General features: G+C 67.4%; 13 protein-coding genes. 7 read left to right on the forward strand and 6 right to left on the reverse strand.

Annotation, left to right across the window (positions count from 1 at the left end):
- Positions 1–18 precede the first annotated feature (18 nt).
- Positions 19–459 (reverse strand): hypothetical protein, encoded by a 441-nt coding sequence (locus tag WOC76_RS07475; RefSeq protein ID WP_341107906.1) that lies wholly within the window; start codon positions 457–459, stop codon positions 19–21.
- Between the two features lie 167 nt (positions 460–626).
- Here WOC76_RS07475 and WOC76_RS07480 point away from each other — a divergent pair, with 167 nt between their 5' ends.
- Positions 627–2,033, forward strand: a complete 1,407-nt coding sequence (locus tag WOC76_RS07480; RefSeq protein WP_341108823.1) for a sensor histidine kinase — start codon at positions 627–629, stop codon at positions 2,031–2,033.
- Here the strand turns inward: WOC76_RS07480 and WOC76_RS07485 are convergent.
- Positions 1,931–4,417, reverse strand: a complete 2,487-nt coding sequence (locus WOC76_RS07485; protein ID WP_341107904.1) for a PAS domain-containing sensor histidine kinase — start codon at positions 4,415–4,417, stop codon at positions 1,931–1,933. The two genes, WOC76_RS07480 and WOC76_RS07485, sit on opposite strands and share 103 nt — an antisense overlap.
- Positions 4,418–4,554: 137 nt before the next feature.
- A complete protein-coding gene (gene pepN, locus WOC76_RS07490) occupies positions 4,555–7,206 on the reverse strand; it encodes an aminopeptidase N (protein WP_341387841.1) in 2,652 nt (883 codons plus the stop codon).
- Between the two features lie 259 nt (positions 7,207–7,465).
- On the opposite strand from pepN, the gene WOC76_RS07495 reads away from it, so the two are divergent.
- From WOC76_RS07495 to WOC76_RS07505, 3 genes are read left to right on the forward strand one after another with little or no spacing between them, the layout of a single operon-like run.
- Positions 7,466–8,620, forward strand: a complete 1,155-nt coding sequence (locus WOC76_RS07495) for an efflux RND transporter periplasmic adaptor subunit (protein WP_341107902.1) — start codon at positions 7,466–7,468, stop codon at positions 8,618–8,620.
- A gap of 9 nt (positions 8,621–8,629) precedes the next feature.
- Positions 8,630–11,743, forward strand: coding sequence for an efflux RND transporter permease subunit (locus WOC76_RS07500; RefSeq protein ID WP_341107901.1), 3,114 nt, complete (start codon positions 8,630–8,632; stop codon positions 11,741–11,743).
- Positions 11,740–13,041, forward strand: coding sequence for a TolC family protein (locus WOC76_RS07505; protein WP_341107899.1), 1,302 nt, complete (start codon positions 11,740–11,742; stop codon positions 13,039–13,041). The genes WOC76_RS07500 and WOC76_RS07505 overlap by 4 nt, the downstream gene beginning before the upstream one ends.
- Here the strand turns inward: WOC76_RS07505 and WOC76_RS07510 are convergent, their stop codons facing one another.
- Together WOC76_RS07510 and WOC76_RS07515 are read right to left on the reverse strand one after the other, a co-directional pair.
- On the reverse strand, positions 13,042–13,908 hold the full coding sequence (locus tag WOC76_RS07510; RefSeq protein WP_341107896.1) for an alpha/beta fold hydrolase: 867 nt from the start codon (positions 13,906–13,908) through the stop codon (positions 13,042–13,044).
- Positions 13,909–13,967: 59 nt separating this feature from the next.
- The gene (locus tag WOC76_RS07515) at positions 13,968–14,537 is read right to left on the reverse strand and encodes a hypothetical protein (RefSeq protein ID WP_341387844.1); all 570 of its coding nucleotides are present in this window, start codon (positions 14,535–14,537) and stop codon (positions 13,968–13,970) included.
- A gap of 162 nt (positions 14,538–14,699) precedes the next feature.
- On the opposite strand from WOC76_RS07515, the gene WOC76_RS07520 reads away from it, so the two are divergent.
- From WOC76_RS07520 to lexA, 3 genes are all read left to right on the forward strand, one after another.
- Positions 14,700–15,665 (forward strand): acetyl-CoA carboxylase carboxyltransferase subunit alpha, encoded by a 966-nt coding sequence (locus tag WOC76_RS07520; protein ID WP_341431350.1) that lies wholly within the window; start codon positions 14,700–14,702, stop codon positions 15,663–15,665.
- A 156-nt stretch (positions 15,666–15,821) separates the two neighbouring features.
- The gene (locus tag WOC76_RS07525) at positions 15,822–17,012 is read left to right on the forward strand and encodes a L,D-transpeptidase family protein (RefSeq protein WP_341107893.1); all 1,191 of its coding nucleotides are present in this window, start codon (positions 15,822–15,824) and stop codon (positions 17,010–17,012) included.
- 164 nt (positions 17,013–17,176) lie between these two features.
- Positions 17,177–17,887, forward strand: a complete 711-nt coding sequence (gene lexA / locus WOC76_RS07530) for a transcriptional repressor LexA (RefSeq protein WP_341387847.1) — start codon at positions 17,177–17,179, stop codon at positions 17,885–17,887.
- Positions 17,888–18,046: 159 nt separating this feature from the next.
- Here the strand turns inward: lexA and WOC76_RS07535 are convergent, their stop codons facing one another.
- Positions 18,047–20,296, reverse strand: a complete 2,250-nt coding sequence (locus WOC76_RS07535) for a ComEC/Rec2 family competence protein (RefSeq protein WP_341431351.1) — start codon at positions 20,294–20,296, stop codon at positions 18,047–18,049.
- Between the last annotated feature and the right edge of the window lie 66 nt (positions 20,297–20,362).

Consider the following 20,362-nt stretch of genomic DNA (forward strand, 5'->3'; position numbering starts at 1 on the left):
GATGTCAGGGCCGGCGGGTCACCACCAGCCGCCGCCCCAGCCCCAGCCGCCCCAGCCGCCCCAGCCGGGACCCCATCCCCAACCCCAGCGCGGGGCGGTCGCGGCGGCGATGCCGGCGCCCATCAGGCCAAGCGCGGCGCTGGCGAATATGGCGCCGGCCGGGTCGTATCCACCGTAGTAGGGATAGTAGGCCGAACGGTAATAGCCCCATGGCCGATAGTAGCCCCAGCGATAGGGCCGATAGTATCCCCACCGATAATAACGATGTCGGTGCCATCCCCAATGGCGGTGGCCCCAGTATCGGCGATAGTAGTGCACGTCCGTGATCGGCGCTTTGATGCCGACCGTTTCGGGCGAGGCGACGCTCATCGGCCCCGCAAGGGCCTCGGGCGGCAGGGCGCTCAGCGCGGTCGATGCGCAGAGAAGCCCCAGTAGAGTGGATTTGAGCCTCTTTTTCATGGCGATTAACCTTGACTGCCCCTCGGGCAACCAACGTCTTCGAGGCGCACAGAGTTCCCACCGCGCGGCGGCGCTCGCCCGCGCCGAGAAAAATCGACGCCCGCTCCCCATATCGTGGCGGAACGGCCCGGCCCCCGCCGGCATGAGACAGGAAAGCGCCCTTGTTCATCGGAAAAGTCGGCAAGCTCTTTCGGACGACCGCCTTCAAGCTGTCGCTCGCCTATCTCATCCTCTTCTCCATCGGCGCCGGCCTCGTGCTGACCCGCGTCGGCGCGCGGGTGAAGGAGGTGCTCGACGAGCAGATCGAGCAGACGGTCGACGCCGAGATCCGCGCGCTCTCGGAGCAATATGCGCAAGGCGGGCTGCATCAGCTCACCAACGCGCTGGAGCGGCGCGTGCGCGCGCCGGGCGGCTCGCTCTACCTGCTCACCACGCATTCGGGCGAGGTGATCGTCGGCAATATCGAACCGCCGGCGGCAGGCCCCGTCGGCGGCTCCAAGCTGGTCGAAACGCCCTATCAGCGGCGCGGCGAACCCGGCGAAATGCATCCGGCGCTGATGCGCCTGTTCCTCATTCCCGGCGGCTTCCGCCTGCTTATCGGCCACGACATCGAGGACCACGAAGTGCTGCGCGGCATTTTGCGCCGGGCGCTTGGCGTCTCGCTGTTCTGGCTCGCGCTGGTCGGCGCTCTCGGCGGCCTCTTCGTCGCGCATCGCATGCTCGAACGCGTCGATGTGATGTCGGCTTCGGCGCGGCGCATCATGGCGGGCGATCTGCACGAGCGGCTCGCGGTTTCCGGCGCCGGCGACGAGCTCGACCGGCTCGCCGAGAATTTCAACGCCATGCTGGAGCGCATTTCGGAATTGATGACCGGGCTGCGCGAGGTCTCGGACAACATAGCGCATGACCTCAAGACGCCGCTGACCCGCCTGCGCAACCGCGCCGAAGCGGCGCTGCGCGGCGCCTCGGGAAACGGCGAGCATCGCGAGGCCCTCATGGCGGTCATCGAAGAATCGGACAGCCTCATCCGCGTCTTCAACGCGCTGCTGATGATCGCGCGCGCGGAGGCCGGCTATTCGAGCGACAATCTTGCAACCTATGACGCTGACGCCGTGGTGAGCGACATCGCGGAAATGTACGAGCCGGTCGCGGAAGAGCAGGGCGTTCGGCTGGAGGCGAAGACAGAGCTGGGCCTCGCCGTCACGGGCAGCCGGGAGCTTCTCGGCCAGGCCGTCGTCAATCTCGTCGATAATGCGCTCAAATATGGCGCGTCGGGCAAAAACCCGCGCATCGACGTGGGCGCGCGGCGCGTCGCGGACCGTGTCGAGATCACTGTCGCGGACCATGGCCCCGGCATTGCGCCGCAGGATCGCGATCGGGTGGTGGGGCGTTTCGTGCGGCTGGAGAATTCACGCTCGCGGCCGGGCTCCGGCCTCGGCCTTTCCATGGCGGCGGCCGTCGCCCGCCTGCATCATGGCGCGCTGCGCATCGAGGACAATGGGCCGGGCTTGCGTGTCGTGCTGTCGCTGCCGGCGACCCGCGCCGCGACGGCCGTCTCCCGCGAGCGCGCATAGACCGGGCCTTTCGGCGCTTGTGCGGGCGCGGCTTGTGCCGGCGCATTCTGGGCGGGCGCGGCTTGCGCCGGCGCATTCTGGGCGGGCCGCGCCACGAGGGGCGTGACGTTCCGGCCGGCGCATTGCGCGCAGGCGAGCCGCATCATTGTCACCGTGCCAAGGCCGAGCCGCGAGCGGATGCGCAGCGCGCCGCCATGCAGATCGATGAGCGCGCGGGCGATGGCGAGGCCGAGCCCGGAGCCCTTCATGCCATTCTCCATGACGCCCGCGCTCTGCTCGAAGGGGCGGCCGAGTTTGGGCAAAGCGAGCGGATCGATGCCGCGCCCGGTGTCCTCGACGAAGAAGGCGATGGACTCGCCGTGATGGCGCACGCGCAGCCGCACGAAGCCGCCGGCGTCAGTGAATTTGATGCTGTTCGACAGGAAAACGCCAAGCGCCTTGACGATCGCCGCCTCATCGCCGACGCAACGCAGTTTTTCGTCCGCCTCGAGAATGATCGTGATCTTCTTCTCGGCGGCGCGCGGCCGCCAGGCCTCGATGGCGCGGCGGGCCGCGTCGGCGACGTCGACCTCGCGCTCGGCGAGGCGCACCAGCCCGGCCTCGAGCCGCGACATGTCGAGAATGTCGGAGAGGACTTCGTTGAGATAGGCGCCGCCCTGACGGACGTTGCTGCAATATTCGACGTATTTGGGCGAGCCGAGCGCGCCGAAGGGCTCGGCGAGCATCATCTCGGAAAATCCGATTATGGCGTTGAGCGGCGTGCGCAGCTCATGGCTCATATTGGCCAGGAATTCCGACTTCGCGAGATAGGCGGCCTCGGCTTCCGCCTTCTGATGATGATATTGCTCGGCGAGCGTCGCGAGCTGCTGGGCCTGCATTTCGAGCGTCTGGCGCGACCTCGTGAGGTCGGCGACGCTCGCCGTCAGGCGGCGCTCGGATTCGATGAGCTTCTCCTGATTGCGTTTGAGGGCGGTGATGTCCGCGCCCACCGACACATAGCCGCCGTCCTTGGTGCGCCGCTCGTTGATCTGGAGCCAGCGCCCGTCGGCGAGCCGCGCCTCATAGGTGCGCGCGTCCTGCGCGCGCCGCTCGGCGGGCGAGGTCTCAGTCTGCACGGCCGGCGCCTTCGCATGCATCATGATCCGCGCATAGCTTTCGCCGGCGATGGCGGCGTCGGGCGCGAGCCCGTGGAGATCGAGGAACTTGGAATTGCAGACGACGAGCCGATTCTGCGCGTCCCACAGGACGAAGGCTTCGGAAATGGCGTCGATGGCGTCGCGCAGGCGCATGTTGGCGGCGGCGGTCTGCTGCGCGAGGGCCTTTTGCTCCGAGACGTCGACGGCGATGCCGACAAGGTGGCGGCCGTCCGGGTCCTGCATGATCTCGGCGCGGGCGCGCAGCCAGATCCACCGACCATCGGCGTGGCGCGCCCGGAATTCGTGATCGACGATCTTGCCGCGCGACGACGACACCATTTCGGCGATGACGGACAGGTCGCCGTCATGGGGATGCACGAGGTCGTTGAGTTCGCCGAAGGAGAGGCAGCGCCGCTCGGCCGGGAGCCCGAGAAGTTCATACATCGAGTCGGACCAGTAGATGCGTCCGCGCGCAATGTCCCAATCCCAAAGGCCGCAGCGGCCGCGCGACAGCGCCGCGTCGAGCCGGCGGCGAATGACGGCGTTGACGGCCTCGGCCGCCTGCCGCCGGCGCGATTGCCGGACATAGGCGTAGACGATGGCAAGCAACATCAGCGATGCAAGGCTGAAAATCACCGAATAATGGGCGGCGACGGCGCGCCATTCGCCGAGCACATTGTCGAGCGGGTAGATCAACGCGACCTGCCCGTAGGGCGCGGGGAGTTTCTGCACCGTTGCGAGCGCAGGGGTTCCATCGGCGAGCCTGATGCGCATGACGCCCGCCTTGTCGGCGAATTCGGTCAGCACCTGCTCGGGGCCCAGCACATCGGTCAGCGTGACGCTCTTGCGGTCGAGCGGAGGAAAGGCGGCCGCGACCCGGCCACGGTCGTCGGTGACGAGAATGCGCCGCCCGCGCGCCGTGGCGCGGCCGGGCAAAATCCTGTCCAAAGGTTCACCGAGCGGCTTTCGCGGATCCGCCCCGATGTGGTCGCGCAGATCGTGCCAGACCGCGCGCGCGAACAGCTCAAAATCGGCCGTCGTCTCCTCGACGATCCGGTCCTGCATTGCGTTTGTCAGCGTGAAGGCGAAGGCCGCGAGCGAGATCAGGCAGACGGCGGAGACCGCGAAGGCGGCGCGTTTGAGCCAGAGCCCCTCTTTGGGCTCCTTCTCGCCCTGGCCGTCGAACCGAGAGGCGCCCCAAACCGTTTCCGCGTGACTCATCGCCCGAGCTGCGGGGACGCGCGCCATCCAATGTCTCCGAAATCTGGCGATGTTGCGAATGGGCTGGGACGCGCCCGAATCACCTCCATTCGAATCTCTCGAGCGGAAATTGTCCAGAGCTTAATTGCCGGTTAACGCCCCTCGAAAAAGTTGGGGCGCGGGCGTCAAGCCAGCGCCCGCGTTGCAATGTCCCGTGTATCTGCGGACAGGCCTTCCTGTGCGACGATCTGTCTGAGACGCGCCTCGACGAGCGCCTGCCGGCGCGGCTCCAGCGTGCGCCACGCGCGGAGCGAAGACAAAAGGCGCGCCGCGAGCTGGGGGTTTTTCGGGTCGAGTTCGAGGACCACGCGGGTCAAGAGGTCGTAGCCCGAGCCGTCCAGCGCGTGGAATCGGGTGAGATTGGCGTTGGCGAAGGCGCCGATCAGCGCACGCACGCGGTTGGGGTTCGTCATGGCGAAATCGGGATGCGACATGAGGCGGATGACCCGCTCCGTCGTCGCGGGCTCGGGGATCGTGGCCTGAAGCGCGAACCACTTGTCGAGGACGAGCGGATCGTCGGCGAACTGCCGGTAGAAAGCCTCGAACGCCGCCTCGCGCGCATCCCCGCCGAGGAGCGCGAGGGTGGAGAGCGCCGACAGGCGGTCGGTCATGTTGCCGGCCGCGGCAAACTGGCTCTGCGCAAAAGCTGCGCCCTTCTCGGGGGCGCCGGCGGCGATGAGGTCGAGCGCCACGGCCTTGAGCGCCCGCCTTCCAGCCCCGGCGGCGTCGGGCCTGTAGGGGCTGTCTTCAGAGAATCGCGCATAGGCGGCCTCGGCCTCGAGAAGAAGCGCGTGGCCGATCTCGGCGCGCAGCCCCATGCGTGCCGAAAACAGGGCGTCGGGGTCCACATGCGTCCCGGCTTCGCGGGCGAGGTCGATTTCGGACGGCAGCGACAGGGCCTGCGCCGCGAAGGCGGGGTCCGCGTCGGCGCCCGCGAGCAGGGCGCGCAGCGCGGCCACGAAGCCCTGAGCCTGTGGCGCGGCGAGCCCGGCGCGCGCCGCGGCGACGCGCTCGAAAATCGCGCGCAGCGCAAGGCTTTGCGCCGCCTGCCAGCGATTGAAGGAATCGTCGTCGAACGCAAGCAGCCGTTCGAGGTCGGCGCTCCCGGGCGCGGGCTCGAGTCGCACCGGGGCCGAAAAACCGCGCAGGAGCGAGGCCACGGGACGCGAGGGGACGTTCTCGAACACGATCCGGCGTTCGCTCCCGGCGAGTTCGAAGAGGCCGCGCGCCAGTTCGTCGGGCCGTGCGTCGCGGCTCGTCAGATCGAGCTTCTCCCCGTTCTCGCCGAAGAGGGCGAGGGCGATGGGAATGACCACGGGCTTCTTTTCGGGCTGGCCGGGCGTCGGATTCGTCGTTTGCCGCAGGACGAGCGCGAATGTCTTGGCGTCCGGCTCATAGGCGCTTTCGCTCGTCACGATCGGCGTGCCCGCCTGACTGTACCAGAGCGCGAAATGCGACAGGTCGCGGCCGGCGGCGTCGGCGAAGCAGGACAGGAAATCTTCGACGGTGGCCGCCGTTCCGTCGAACCGCTCGAAATAGAGGTCCATGCCCCGGCGGAAATCCTCTCCGCCGATCAGCGTGCGCAGCATGCGCACGATCTCGGCGCCCTTTTCGTAAACGGTCGGCGTGTAGAAGTTGTTGATCTCGTGATAAACGTCCGGGCGCACCGGATGGGCGAGCGGCCCGCCGTCTTCGGGGAATTGCGCCAGCCTGAGGCCCCTGACGTCGCTGATGCGCTCCACCGCGCGCGAGCGCATGTCTGCGGAAAACTCCTGGTCCCGAAAGACCGTCAGACCTTCCTTCAGACAGAGCTGGAACCAGTCGCGGCAGGTGATGCGATTGCCGGTCCAGTTGTGAAAATATTCATGCGCGATCACCGCCTCGACGCCCGCATAGTCGGCGTCGGTCGCCGTCTGCGGCGAGGCGAGCACATATTTGTCATTGAAGATATTGAGGCCCTTGTTCTCCATCGCCCCCATGTTGAAGTCGGAGACGGCGACGATGTTGAATACGTCGAGGTCGTATTCGCGGCCGAATTTCTCCTCGTCCCACCGCATGGAGCGTTTCAGCGCGTCCATGGCGTAGCCGGCGCGGTCCTCCTTGCCGTGCTCCACATAGATGGCGAGCGCGACGTTGCGTCCCGACATGGTCGTGAAACTGTCGCGCAATACGCCGAGATCGCCGCCGACGAGCGCGAAGAGATAGGAAGGTTTGGGAAAGGGATCGCGCCACACGGCGAAATGGCGCCCGGTTCCCGGAATGTCGCCCGCTTCGCCCGGATTGCCGTTGGCGAGGAGAACGGGCGCTTCGCCCTTCTCGGCCTCGATGCGCGTCGTATAGACGCTCAGAACGTCGGGCCGGTCGAGGAAATAGGTGATGCGGCGGAAGCCCTCCGCCTCGCATTGCGTGCAATAGGCGGAGCCCGAGCGATAAAGGCCCGAAAGTTGCGTATTGGCGGCGGGATTGATCCGCGTTTCGATCTCGAGCGTAAAGGGTGCGTCGGGAACCGAGGAGAGCGTCAGCGCGTCCGGGGTGGCGGTATAGTCCTGCGGGCCGAGGAGGCGTCCGTCGAGTTTCACGCCGACAAGCGACAATTCGTCGCCGTCGAGTCTCAGCGGCGCGCCGGGGGCGCCCTTGGGATTGCGCCGAAGCGAGAGCTGCGAGACCACCTTTGTCGCCGTCCGGTCGAGCGAAACGTCGAGCGTGATGGCGTCGATGAGAAAATCGGGGGCGCGGTAATCGGCCAGGCGGACGGCCACATTTTCGGGGTGACGCATGAAATCCTCGGGCGAGCGAATCGTCGTTGCCGCAAAATATAGTGAGCCGCGAGCGATTTGCGACCGGCCGCGCTCCCGCCGCCCTCGGGGAGACTATTTTCCGTTGGAAAGACGCGTTAATCTTCTGTTAGGACTTGAGCTCGCCTGCGAAGGCGGCCAAAGTCAAGGAGTGGACGCCGACCAGCGTCATTGCGGCTCATGTGGGCGCTGTCAGCCTGGATCGCCGCCACTCGCGCCCCCCGGAGTGTCGCCTCCTCACATGCCGTGGAATCTTCTCTTCAGCCTTCTCCTCGCCTTGACTGTCGCCGCGCCGGCCTTCGGCGCCGCGCCGAACGGGCAGGCCGGCGTGGCGGCGCCGAGCGAGCCCTCCGCCCCGCTGGAGATGGTCGCCCCGCTGACCGAGGCGCAGATTCATGCCGCGGGAATCGAGACCCAGCCCGTCGAGCCCGAATCAGGCGTCGGCGAGATCGTGGTGCCGGGCGTCGTCACCGTGCCGCCACAGCAGTTGCGCATCGTGGCCGCCCCGGCGGCCGGACTCGTCGAGACGCTGCTCGTCGCGCCGGATGAAGACGTGAAGGAGGGCGATCCGATCGCGACGCTGAAATCCTCGGAGCTCGTCGAATTCCAGCGCGCCTATCTCCACGCCTTGTCCGACGCCAATCTGATGGCGGAAAAGCTTCGGCGCGACGAGCAACTCTTCAAGGAGAAGATCATCGCCGAGCGCCGGCTGATCGTAACCCGAGCCGAGGCGACGCAGGCCCGCTCCACGCTGGACGAGCGCGCCCAGATCCTGGCGCTCGCCGGCATGACCGAAAGCGAGATCGCCGAACTGAAAAAGGACCGCAAGCTCGCAAGCTCGCTGCTCGTCCGCGCGCCGATCGGCGGCACGATCCTCCAGCGGCACGGCACGACGGGCGAGCGCGTGCAGGCCTCGGCTCCGCTTGTGACCATCGCCCGGCTCGATCCCATCTGGGTCAATCTGCAGGTGCCGCTCAGCCGCGCGGTCGCGCTCGAGAGCGTCGAAAAGGTCCATCTGCCCTCCGCAGGGCTCGAGGGCCGGCTGATCCGCATCGGCCATACGGTCGACTCGGCGACGCAGTCGGTGACGGCGGTGGCGGAATTCCGGCCGGGACGCAGTCCGCTGCGGCCGGGGCAGGCGGTCACGGCGATCCTCCGGGTCAAGGGCGGCGGCGCCTCGCAGTGGCGCGTGCCGGCGGATGCGGTGATCAGCCATCGCAACCACAACTGGGTCTTCGTGCGCGTAACCGAGGGCTTCCGCGCCATTCCGGTGACGCTCGTCTCAGAGACGCCGCAATTCGCCTCCGTGCAGGGCGCGCTCAAGGTGGGGGAGCGGGTGGCGACGCGCGGGCTGCTGACGCTTCTCGCCGAACTGGCCGAGATCGAGAGCAAGTGATCGCCCGTCATGCTTGAGCGCCTGATCCATTTCTCGCTTCGCCAGCGGCTTCTCACCTTCCTCTGCGCGCTGTTCGTCGCCGGCTGGGGCGCGGTGAGCTATCTCAAGCTCCCGATCGACGCCTTTCCGGACGTCGCGCCGGTGCAGGTGCTCGTCGCCATGCGGGCGCCGGGTCTCACGCCCGAGGAGCTGGAGGCGCGCGTGACCGCGCCCATCGAGATCGCCGCCAAGGGCATTCCCTCGCTCGTGCGCATGCGTTCGACGACGCGATACTCGGTCACGCTGATCACCTTCGAATTCGCGGAAGGAACCGACATCTACTGGGCGCGCGCGCAGGTCAATGAGCGCCTCTCCCAGGTTCAGGATCAATTGCCGGACGGCGTCACCGGCGGCCTTGCGCCGATCGTCACGCCGCTCGGCGAGATGCTGATGTTCACGCTCGTCGGCGGCGATCTGACGCCGACCGAGCAGCGCGGCCTGCTCGACTGGACGATCCGCCCGGCGATCCGCGGCCTTCCCGGCGTCGCCGATCTCAACGTGCTCGGCGGCTTCGTGCGCACCTTCGAGGTGGCGCCGTCGCCCGCCGCCATGGCGGCGCGGGGCGTCACCGTGGCCATGCTCGAAACCGCGCTCTCCAAGAACAACCGCAACGACGGCGCCGGCCGCGTCCGCGACGGCGAGGAGGCGCTGCTGGTGCGCGCCGAGGGTCGGCTGCGGTCGCTCGAAGACATTCGCTCGGTCGTGATCGAGTCGCGAAAGACCGGCGTCGTGCGCGTCGGCGACGTGGCGGAAGTGCGCTTCGGCGCGTTGCCGCGCAACGGCGTCGTGACCCGCAATGGGGAGGGCGAGGCTGTCTGGGGGCTGGTGCTGGGCCTGCGCGGCGCGGATGCGCGAACGGTCGTAGACGGCGTCAAGGCGCGCTTCGCCGAGATCGAGCCGCTGCTGCCCAAGGGCGCGAAAATCGAAATTTTCTACGACCGCAGCGAGCTGATCGGCAAGGCGGTCTGGACCGTGCAGAAAGTGCTGATCGAGGCCATCGTCCTCGTCGTGATCCTGCTCGCGCTCTTTCTCGGCAATCTGCGCGCCGCGCTCGTCGTCTCCGTCATCCTGCCGCTCGCGGCGCTCGCGACATTCGGCATCATGCGGCTCTGGGGCCTTTCGGCCAATATCATGTCGCTCGGCGGCCTCGCCATCGCGATCGGCCTCCTCGTCGATTGCGCGGTGGTCGTCGTGGAGAATGTCGAGCACCGGCTCGCCCACGCCCATGACGCGACGCTCGCCGACCGCATCTTCATGACGCTGGAGGCGACGAGCGAAGTCGCGACGCCGCTCGCCTCGGGCGTCGTCATCATCGTCACGGTGTTCCTGCCGCTCCTCTCTCTCGAGGGTCTCGAAGGCCGGCTCTTTGCGCCGGTGGCGCTCACCATCGCCTTCGCGCTCGGCTCGGCGCTTGTTCTGTCGCTGACCGTGGTGCCGGCGTTGAGCGCGTCGCTCCTGCGCCCCGGCGCGGCGGACGAGCCCTGGCTCGTGCGCAAGATCGCGGCGATTTACGAGCCTTTGCTCGAGATCGCCCTGGCGCGGCCGCTGGCGGTGGGCGGCGTCGCGATCCTCGGCCTCGTCGTCGCGGGCCTGGCCTTCTCGCGCATCGGCCAGACCTTCATGCCGGTGATGGACGAGGGGACGCCGGTCATCACCGTGCGCAAGCATCCCACGATCAGCGTCGCCGTGGCGGCGGAGACCGACAAGCTGATCCAGCGCCAGATCATGGAGAAAATGCCGGAAGTGAAAGGCATGATGGCCCGCGCCGGCGCCGACGAATTGGGCATTGATCCCGTCGGGCTCAACGAGACGGATAATTTCCTCACGCTCGCTCCGCAGAAAGAGTGGCGCGGGCACGGCATGGACTGGCTCGTGGGCGAAATCCGCCAGGTCCTCGACGCCATTCCCGGCATTTCATACGCGTTTTCGCAGCCGATCGACATGCGCGTGCAGGAGATGATCATCGGCGCGCGCGGCGACGTGGTCGTGAAGATCTTTGGCGACGACATCAACGAACTCAACCGCCTGACCCGCGAGGTGACGGCGGAGCTCAAGAAAATCCCCGGCGCGCGCGATGTGTTCGGACTCCAGAACGACGGCATGCGCTATCTCACCGCGCGCGTCGACCGGCTGGCGGCCGGGCGCTTCGGCCTCAACGCCGGCGAGATTCAGGACGCCCTGCGCGTCTGGGTCGACGGTCAGCAGGTCGGCATCGTGCTCGAAGGCCCGATCCGCACGCCGCTCGTCATTCGCGGCTCCGAAACCTCGCGGCGGTCGTCGGTCGATTTCGCGCGCCTGCCCATGGTCTCCAACGACGGCAAGGTCGTGGAGCTCTCCCAGCTTGCCGAGGTGCAGGCGGAGAACGGCCCCATCCAGGTCATCCGCGAGGATGGCCGTCGCTTCGCGACCGTCCTCGCCAATGTCGAGGGGCGCGATCTCGTCGGCTTCGTGGACGAAGCGAAAGCCGCCGTCGCGCGGCATGTGAAGACGCCCAAGGGCTACAGCTATCAATGGGGCGGGCAGTTCGAGAACCAGCAACGCGCCTCCGCGCGGCTCGCCATCGTCGTGCCCATCGCTTTGGCGCTGATTTTCCTCTTGCTCTATTTCACATTCAACTCCGCGCTGCAGGCGACGCTCGTCTTCTGCAACGTGCCTTTCGCCGCGATCGGCGGCATTCTCGGGCTCTGGCTCTCGGGCGAATTCCTCTCGGTTCCGGCGTCGGTCGGCTTCATCGCGCTCATCGGCATCGCCGTGCTGAATGGCGTGGTGCTGATCTCCTACATCAACAAGCTGGTCTCGGAGGGGAACCGCACGACCCGCGAAGCCGTCGTCGAGGGCGCGCGGCGGCGCATGCGCCCTGTCATGCTGACCGCGACCATCGCGGCCTTCGGCCTCATTCCCTTCCTCTTCGCCACGGGGCCGGGCGCCGAGATTCAGCGCCCGCTCGCCATCGTCGTGATCGGCGGGCTGATTTCCGCGACCGCGCTGACGCTCGTGCTGTTGCCGATCCTCTATGATCGCGCCGTCGGCTGGCGTCTGCGCGCCAAACGCAACCGCCTCGCCCATCGCATGGTCCGTACATGAGACGCGTGGCGCTCTTCGTCGCCGCCGCGCTTTGCGCGCCTGCCGCCCCGGTGCTCGCGGGGCCGAAGGCGCGCGGCGCAGTGACGGTTAAGGGCGATCAGCCTGTCGAGAAGCGGGGCAAGAAGCCACTCGGCCATCAGCTCGTGCGCCATCTCGACATGGCCGTGGCGATCGACGCGCAGAGCGTCGGGCTCGCGGCCCAGCTCGGCGCGGTGACCTCGCGCTACGCCACGACGCGCTCGATCTCGCCGGGGTCGCCCTATCTGGGGAGCACGCAGCGCAACGCGGTCGCGGGAAATCTGCGAAATTACAATGAAACGGAGGTCGAGGCCGGCCTGCCGCTGTGGCTGCCCGGCCAGCGCGACGCCATGGAGACGACAGTCGCCACGGGCGCCATAGAGGTGGAGGAGCGCATCGCTTTGCGGCGCCTCGATGTCGCGGGCCTGTTGCGCGACGCCTGGTGGAACGCCCAGCGCGCCGTGCGGGAGGCGGGCGTGGCGCGCAATCGCGTGGCGACGGCGCGCGAGATCGGCGCCGACATGACGCGGCGCGTGGAGCTCGGCGACGCGGCCGAGGCCGACGCGCTGCTCGCGAAGAACGAACTGCTCGCCGCCGAAACGGAGCTCGCGCAGGCGGAGGGCGCGGAAAAAGTGGCGCGGGTGAACTATCAGGCGCTCACCGGCGGCGCGCCGCCCGACGGAACGCTCGAAACCCTGAAGCCCGCCGGCGACATCGAGGATCATCCGGCGCTGCGCACGCCGATCGCGGCGCTCCGCCGCGCCGAAGCTCAGGCCCAGCTCGTCGAGGCGACGCCGATCGAGAGCCCCGACGTCGCCGTCTTTGGGCGGCAGGAGCACAACCGGCAATATTCGACCGACCTCTCGCAGCCGATCACCGATCAGCTCACCAACGCCACCACGGTCGGCGTTCGCCTCCGCATCCCTCTACCGACGGACGGGCGCCAGGAGCCGAGGCGCGCAGAGGCCTACGCCGAAATGACTCGCGCGCGGGCGGATTATGAAAAGGCCAAGCGCGTCGTGCTCGCCGACATTGCCGCGGCCCGCGCCAATCTCGCCGCCGCGCGCCGCGCCGCGGGATTGGCCGACAAGCGGCTCGCCGTGGCCAACGAACAGTTCGAACTGTCGCGCAAATCCTTTGCGCTGGGCGAAATCGGCGGTCTCGACTTTTACCGGATCCGCCAGCTTCAGCTCGACGCCCAGCGGGCCCAGGCGGCGACGACGGTCGCCGTCGGCGCGGCGATCTCGCGCCTCAATCAGGCGCAGGGCTATGCGCCCTGATCAGGGACAGGCGTCGAGGAACGCCATGATGCGCGCAAGGGTCGGCTGATCGAGGAGCAGCGGCGCATGGCCCTGTCCCGGCACGGTATGACGCTCGAGGAGCGGCGCGCGTCGGGCCATTTCGTTGAAGACGTCCTGAGAAAGAATATCGCTTGTCTCGCCGCGCAGGGCGAGGATCGGGACTTTCGACAGCGTCGCGAAGGGCTCCCAGAATTCCTCGAATTCCGCGTCCGGCGTGACGGCGTCGAGCGTGTGGTTGAGCGCCGGATCATAGCGGAGCTCGACTCGCCCCTCCGTCTCGACGAAGGTCTGGCGCGCATAGATCTCCCATTCCTCGGCGCTGACGCCCGTGAATTGCGGCGCGGCCGTCATGCGCATGAGCGCGATCGCCTCGGCGAGCCGCGAGAGCGGCGGCAGCTTGCCGACATAGCGCTTGATGCGCAGAAGCCCGTCCTTCTCGATCTTCGGGCCGATGTCGTTGAGAATCGCCGCGCGCACCAGCGAGGGCCGCGCCTGCGCGATGCGCATCGTATGCAGCCCGCCGCGCGACGTGCCGAGAAAAACCGCCTGCGTCACGCCGGCCTCGACGAGAACCGTGAAAATATCGTCCTGCTCGACATCGAGATCGTAACGGCGCCAGTCCTTGTCCCACGCCGATCGCCCGCGCCCGCGATAATCGAGCGCGAGCACCCGCCGCTCCCGCGCGGCCTCGGCCACGCGCCAGAAATCATCGGCCGTGCGCGCGAGGCCCGGCAGGCAGACGAGCGGCAGGCGCGCCGCATCCGGCGCCGGGTAATCGAGATAATGCAGACGGAGACCGTCGGCGGCGGCGACGAAACGGCTTTCGGCGGGACGGGTCGAGCTCAAGGCGGTGGACTCCCTTTTTGGGGTGTTTCTACCGCGACCGGCGCGGTGATCAACTGCGATCAGGAAGCCTTGCCCTCGCCGGACTGGCCGGGCGGGTTCTTCTGGGCCGCCGCCGGGGGCGGCGCCGGCGGCTTCGGGGGCCAGTCGGGCGGCTGAACGCCGGCGTTCAGAATAGCGGTGCGCATGGCTCTTCCGGCCGCCCATCTGTCCGTCGTCCGCGTGTTGCGCCAAATCTCTGCGAATTCGTCGATCTGCGGCCAGATGATGTCGATATAGGCTTCCTTGTAGGCTGTCCGTTTTTCCGTCACGTAGAAGAACGGCCAGTGCATGTTGGCGAAGGAAACGATGAACTGCTCCTCATAGTTCGGGTAGAGCTTCTTCTCCGACCACATTTTCAGCGAGCGGACGCCTTCGTTGATATGCCAGAAATGCGTCCATTTGATTTCCCCCGTCCGGGGATCGTCGGCAAGATTGATCCTGTCTGCCGTTTCCTGAATGGCTCTTTCCACCACCGTCGAGATGCTTTGTCCCTTGCATCTGGCGACGAAATCCACAAGGAAGCGCGTCGCCGGGTCCATGCGCATGGAAAGGACCTCGCTTTTCGCGCCTTTTTTCGTGTCTCTCGCCATTCCCGCCCGCCAGCGACTTCGATGTGTGGATGATGCTACACAAAGCTGGTTCGAGCCCGGCGCCGTCCTTTTCTTGACTTCGTAGCGCCGAGCGGCGAGTTTGCGCGCGCGAAGCCGCCCCCGGCTGCCCGAAGGCTTTCAAGCAAGGAATCCCCCTCGTCCATGCGCTCCTATCTCGACTTCGAAAAGCCCGTCGCCGAACTCGAAACCAAGGTGGAGGAGCTGCGCACGCTGGCCGAGAAAGGCGAAGGGGTGTCTATCGCCGAGGAGCTGACCAAGCTCGAGGCGAAGGCCGCCAAGGCGCTCGCGGATCTCTATGCGGGCCTGACGCCCTGGCAGAAGATTCAGGTCGCGCGCCATCCCCAGCGGCCGCATTTCTCGGATTACGTCAAGCAGCTCGTCACCGAATTCACGCCGCTCGCCGGCGACCGCTTCTTCGGCGAGGATTCGGCCATCGTCGGCGGCTTCGGCCGCTTCCGGGGGGAGCCGGTCTGCATCATCGGTCAGGAGAAGGGCTCCGACACGGCGAGCCGCCTGCACCACAATTTTGGCATGGCGCGCCCCGAGGGATATCGCAAGGCCGTTCGCCTCATGGAGCTCGCCGACCGTTTCGGCCTGCCGGTTATCTCGCTCGTCGATACCGCCGGCGCCTTTCCGGGCATCGACGCCGAGGAGCGCGGCCAGGCCGAGGCCATCGCCCGCTCGACGGACGCCTCGCTTCAGCTTGGCGTCCCCAATGTCGCGGTCGTGGTGGGGGAGGGCGGCTCGGGCGGGGCCATCGCCATCGCGGCCGCCAACAAGGTGCTGATGCTCGAGCACGCGGTTTACACCGTCGCCTCGCCCGAGGCGTCGGCCTCGATCCTGTGGCGCGATTCGGCCAGGGCGCAGGACGCCGCGACCAGCATGAAGATCACCGCGCAGGATCTGCTGAAATTCGGGATCATCGACCTGATCGTCGCGGAGCCTGCGGGCGGCGCCCATCGTGATCCCGCCGCCGCCATTGCTGCCGTCGGCGACGCGGTCTCGCTGGAGCTTTCGCGCCTGACCAATCTGTCGCGCGAGCAGTTGCGTCACGCCCGCGCCGAAAAGTTTCTCAATATGGGGCGCAAGCTCGACGAGAAGCGTTAAGGTAAATGCGTAAAAAGCTCTTGTTCCAACCCCTCCAGAGGCGCCACGAACACTTTGTCGCCCAATGTTGGGACTAAGCAGCCAGATGGGCTGGGAGGCCCTCGCCCGTCGGCTTGCGTGAGCGGCGGGCAGGGACGCTGAAGGGAGCTCGAGAGCATGACATACCGGGTCCTGAAGCCGGCCGTATCGGCCGCCGCCTTCGCCGCGCTGTCTCTTGTCGCGCTCTCACTTGCCGCCTGCCAGGACAGCGGATTGTCCCATCGCTCCCTCGCGCCGATCCCGCGCGAGACCCTCGCCCTCATGGAGAAAGTCGGCGCCAGCAAGGAATCGCCCATGCTGATCCGCGCCTACAAGAAAGAGGCCGAGCTCGAGATCTGGAAGATGGGCGCCGACGGCAAATACGTCCATCTCAAGACCTATCCCATGTGCCGCTGGTCGGGCCAGCTCGGACCCAAGACGCGCGAGGGCGACCGTCAGGTGCCGGAGGGCTTCTATTCGATCAGCCCGGCGCAGATGAATCCCAATTCGTCCTATTATCTGTCCTTCAACGTCGGCTATCCCAACCAGCTCGACAGGGCGCTGGGCCATACCGGCGGCACCATCATGGTGCACGGCGCCTGCTCCTCGGCGGGCTGCTTCTCCATGACGGACGCGCAGATCGCCGAAATCTACGCCGTCGCGCGCTCCTCCTTCGAGGGCGGCCAGCGCTCGATTCAGATGCAGTCGTTTCCATTCCGCATGACAGCGGACAATTTGGCCAAGCACCGGCTCGACCCCAACATCGGTTTCTGGAAGAACCTCAAGGAAGGCAGCGACCACTTCGAGGTGACGAAGGAGGAGCCGCAGGTCGCCTTCTGTGGCCGTCGCTATGTCTTCAACGCCGAATCGGACGGGCATCTGGATCCGCTTTCCGCCTGTCCGCCGCTCAGGCAGGACCCCGAGATCGTCGCCAGCGTCTCCGCCAAGGCCGCGAAGGACGAGGCGAAAATTGCCGAGCTTTCGCAGGAGGTGAAGCCGGTGCGCGTCGTGTATCAGGACGGCGGCATGCATCCGAGCTTCCTTTCCAAGGTCGCCGAGACGAGCCGGCCCGAGGCGGTCGCGCCGCCGGAGGAGATCGCGCTCGAGGACAAGGCGGCGCGCGGCGGCAAGCCTGCGCCGCTCGCCGCGAAATCGCCGGTCGTGACCATGGCCGCCGCCAAGGCGGCGACGCCGGCCCGCCCGGCGGAAACGACGAGCGTCGCGCGGGCGCTGTCGACGGATACGCGCCGGGACATGTCGGCGCTCGCCGCCACCGCCGACGATGGTCCGACGTCTTCGATCAAGCGGGCGCTGAAGCTGAAGAAATAGCGGGCGGGCGTCGCTTCGCCGGCGCGCGCGAGGCTTTTCCTGGCGACCGCCCTGCCGCATTTGCCCTTGCGGAACGCAAAGGGAACGTCTAAGAATCGTTCATGATTTGTTTGTAACGCGCGACTGCTCTCAAGGGGCTGTCACCGTGGCGACAGGGGCGTTCCATGCTGACGAAAAAGCAGAGCGATCTGCTGCGTTTCATTCATGAGCGGCTAAAGGAATCGGGCGTTCCGCCCTCTTTCGACGAGATGAAGGACGCGCTCGATCTGCGATCCAAATCCGGCATCCATCGGCTCATTCTCGCCCTCGAGGAGCGGGGCTTCATCCGCCGTCTGCCCAATCGCGCCCGTGCGCTCGAAGTGCTGCGTCTGCCCGAGTCCGCGACGCCCAGGGGCGGCGCCGGCTCCCGTGGGGGCAAATTTGCGCCAGCGGTGATTCAGGGCAATCTCGGTCGCGTCCGCCCACTGAGCGAACGCGAGGAGTCGGGCAATCAACCGGTGGCGATCCCCGTCATGGGGCGCATCGCGGCGGGCACGCCGATCTCGGCTATTCAGAGCCGCAGCCATACGATCAGCATGCCGCCCGACATGCTCTCGAATGGGGAGCATTTCGCGCTCGAGGTGCGCGGCGATTCGATGATCGAGGCCGGCATTCTCGATGGCGACACGGTCGTCATCAAGAAGCAGGATCACGCGGACTCGGGCGACATCGTCGTGGCGCTGATCGAGGACGAGGAGGCGACGCTGAAGCGGCTGCGCAAGCGCGGCGCCTCCATCGCGCTGGAAGCGGCCAATCCCGCCTATGAGACCCGGATTTTTGGCCCCGACAAGGTGCGAATCCAGGGCAAGCTCGTCAGCCTGTTGCGGAAATATTGAACCTTTCCCTCTGATTTACAGGGATAGTCATATCGGCTCTGAAGGGGTTCGCCCATCCCGCTTCTCGCGGGCGGACGACGTGAGGCGGGCGGGGCGGCTCCGCTCCCTCGCAAACCCCGTCGTTTTGACTGGGACGCGACGCTTTCGCGCCGCTGTGGTTCATTCCATCGGTTCCGAGAGTTCCGCTTCCTCGCTCTCCTCATCCTCGGGCGCCGCGGCGCGCCCGGTCGCGGGCGGCGGGCGGGGAGACCAGGGCCGGTCCTCGTCGACCCCGCGCGCGGTCGTCCACAGGACGCCGCCTTCCTTGGCGAACTGCAAGGACACGGCCCCCGTTTCCGCGAGCCTGATACGGTCGATGACGAGCGGCGCGCCGCAGCCTTCGGGCGCGCGCAGCGGCGTGACGACGATCGCCGCCCGCGCGCAATCTTCGAGAAAAGCGCCGCGCGCGGTGACGAGCGCCACAAAACGCCCGTCCGCCAGACGGGCTACGCATCCGTAATCGTCGCAAGCGGTCCCGTCTTTCGCTTCGACGACGCTTCGGCCGTCGGCGTCGGCGCGCAGCCATTGTTCCGCCGCGAAGGCGCCGGGCCTCCTGGCGAGCAAAGCGAGTTCTCCCGAGGCGAGACGGATCGCCGCTGCGTCTCCCGACGCGGGGATGGCGAGATCGAATCCGGCGCCGCTCCTGGCGCCGAGGAGCCCGATCAGCGCCAGCGGAATGGCCGTGGCGCGCAGCGCGCTGGTCCGCCAGAGCACCGCGGAGAGCACGGCGAGGGCAAGAAAGACGATCGCCCAGGGCGCGAAAGCCTTCACCTGAAGGCTGGCGCCGGGCGCGCTGGCGATGAGGCCGGCAAGCCATGTGACGAGATGGATGCCCATCTCCAGCCAGCGCCAGATGAAGCCGTCGAGCCCGAAGGGGTAGAGCGCGGCGCCGAGAAGCGCGCAAGGCACGGCGAAAAACTCGATGACGGCGAGCGTCAGAGGATTGCCGATCAGCACATAGGGGCTGATCTCGTGGAAGTCATAGGCCATGAAGGAGGCGGTCGCGGAAGTGGCGCAGAGCGTCGCGACCACGAGCGCGCCAGGGCCATGCAAAAGACGCTCGGCCAGAATTTCGCGCCACTCCACAAAACGTCCGGGCGGGGAAGGCGCCGTCCCCGAGCGGCTGTGGGCGAGACGCTGGCCCCGCCATTCATAGACGGCGATGAGCGCCGCGACAGCCGCGAAGGAGAGCTGGAAGCTTGCGCCCAATATCGCCTCCGGTTCGAAGGCGACGACGAAGAAGGCCGCGAGCGCGAGATTGCGCATGGAGAGCGACGGCCGATCGAACAGCACGGCGGCGAGCATGATCAGCGTCATGATCAGCGCGCGCTCCGTCCCGACGCGCGAGCCGGTGGCGATGTCGTACAGAATTGCGCCGACGATGGCGAGCGCCGCCGCCCATTTCTTGATGGGATAGTTGAGGGCGAGCGTCTGCGACGTCGCGAGCAGACGGCGCAGGCCGACGAAGAAAATGCCGGCGACGAGCGTCATCTGGATGCCGGAGATCGTGACGATGTGAAAAATGCCGGCGCGCCGGATGAGATCTTTGGCATTCTCGGACAGAAAGTCGCGCTTGCCCGTGACCATGGCCGCGGCAATCGCGCCGGCGTCGCCGCCGATCGTCCTGTCGACGCGCAGCGCGAGCGCATTTCGCACGCGGTCGACCCCGGCGAAAAAACGTAGCGACACCGGCGCCGGATCGGGGGGCGGCATGGTCTCGATGCGGCCGAGCGCGCTGCCGACGCCGCCGATCCGCGCGAAATAGGCGTCCCGCGCAAAATCATAGCCGCCCGGCAGCGCCGCCCGCGCGGGCGGCAGAAGCCGCGCCTTCAGGGCGATAAAGTCGCCCGCGGCGAAATGCGGCTCGCCGCGCATTGTGAGGCGCACGCGCGCGGGCGCAACATCATTCAAAAAACCCTCCGCACTCGCGACGCGCAGGATGAAGCGCGCGCCGCTGGCGCGCAGGTCGATCTCTTCGACGAATCCCGTCAATTCGCCGACGCCCGTCCTTGCGACGACCGGCGCCGCGACCCGCGCCGTGCGCCAGGCTCCCGCGGCAAAGCCGGCCGCCACGAAGGCGAGGGCGAGAAAAAGTCCATGGGCGCGCGCGTGGCGGCGGGTGAGAAAGGCGATCAGGACGACACTGGCGAGCGCCCCGAAGCAAAGGGTGAGCGAAGGCTCGCGGTTGGCGCTGAAATAGAGGACCACGCCGCCAATGGCGCCGACTGCGCGCCACAGAAAGGGCCGCCTGAGTTCGACTTCCTCGGCGTAGGCGCGCCGTAGCGCCTCCGGCGGCCAGTAGAGGCGCGGCGCGATCGAAACAACGCCGCCGCCAAGCTCCCGATGTTCAGCCGCCCGTGCGTCGCTCATCCCGACCCCCGCGACGAGACCTTAATGCGAGTCGTCGGCCGGCGCCATGGCCAAGATCACGCTCCC

This window comes from Methylocystis sp. IM3 (genome assembly GCF_038070105.1).
Lineage (GTDB): Bacteria > Pseudomonadota > Alphaproteobacteria > Rhizobiales > Beijerinckiaceae > Methylocystis.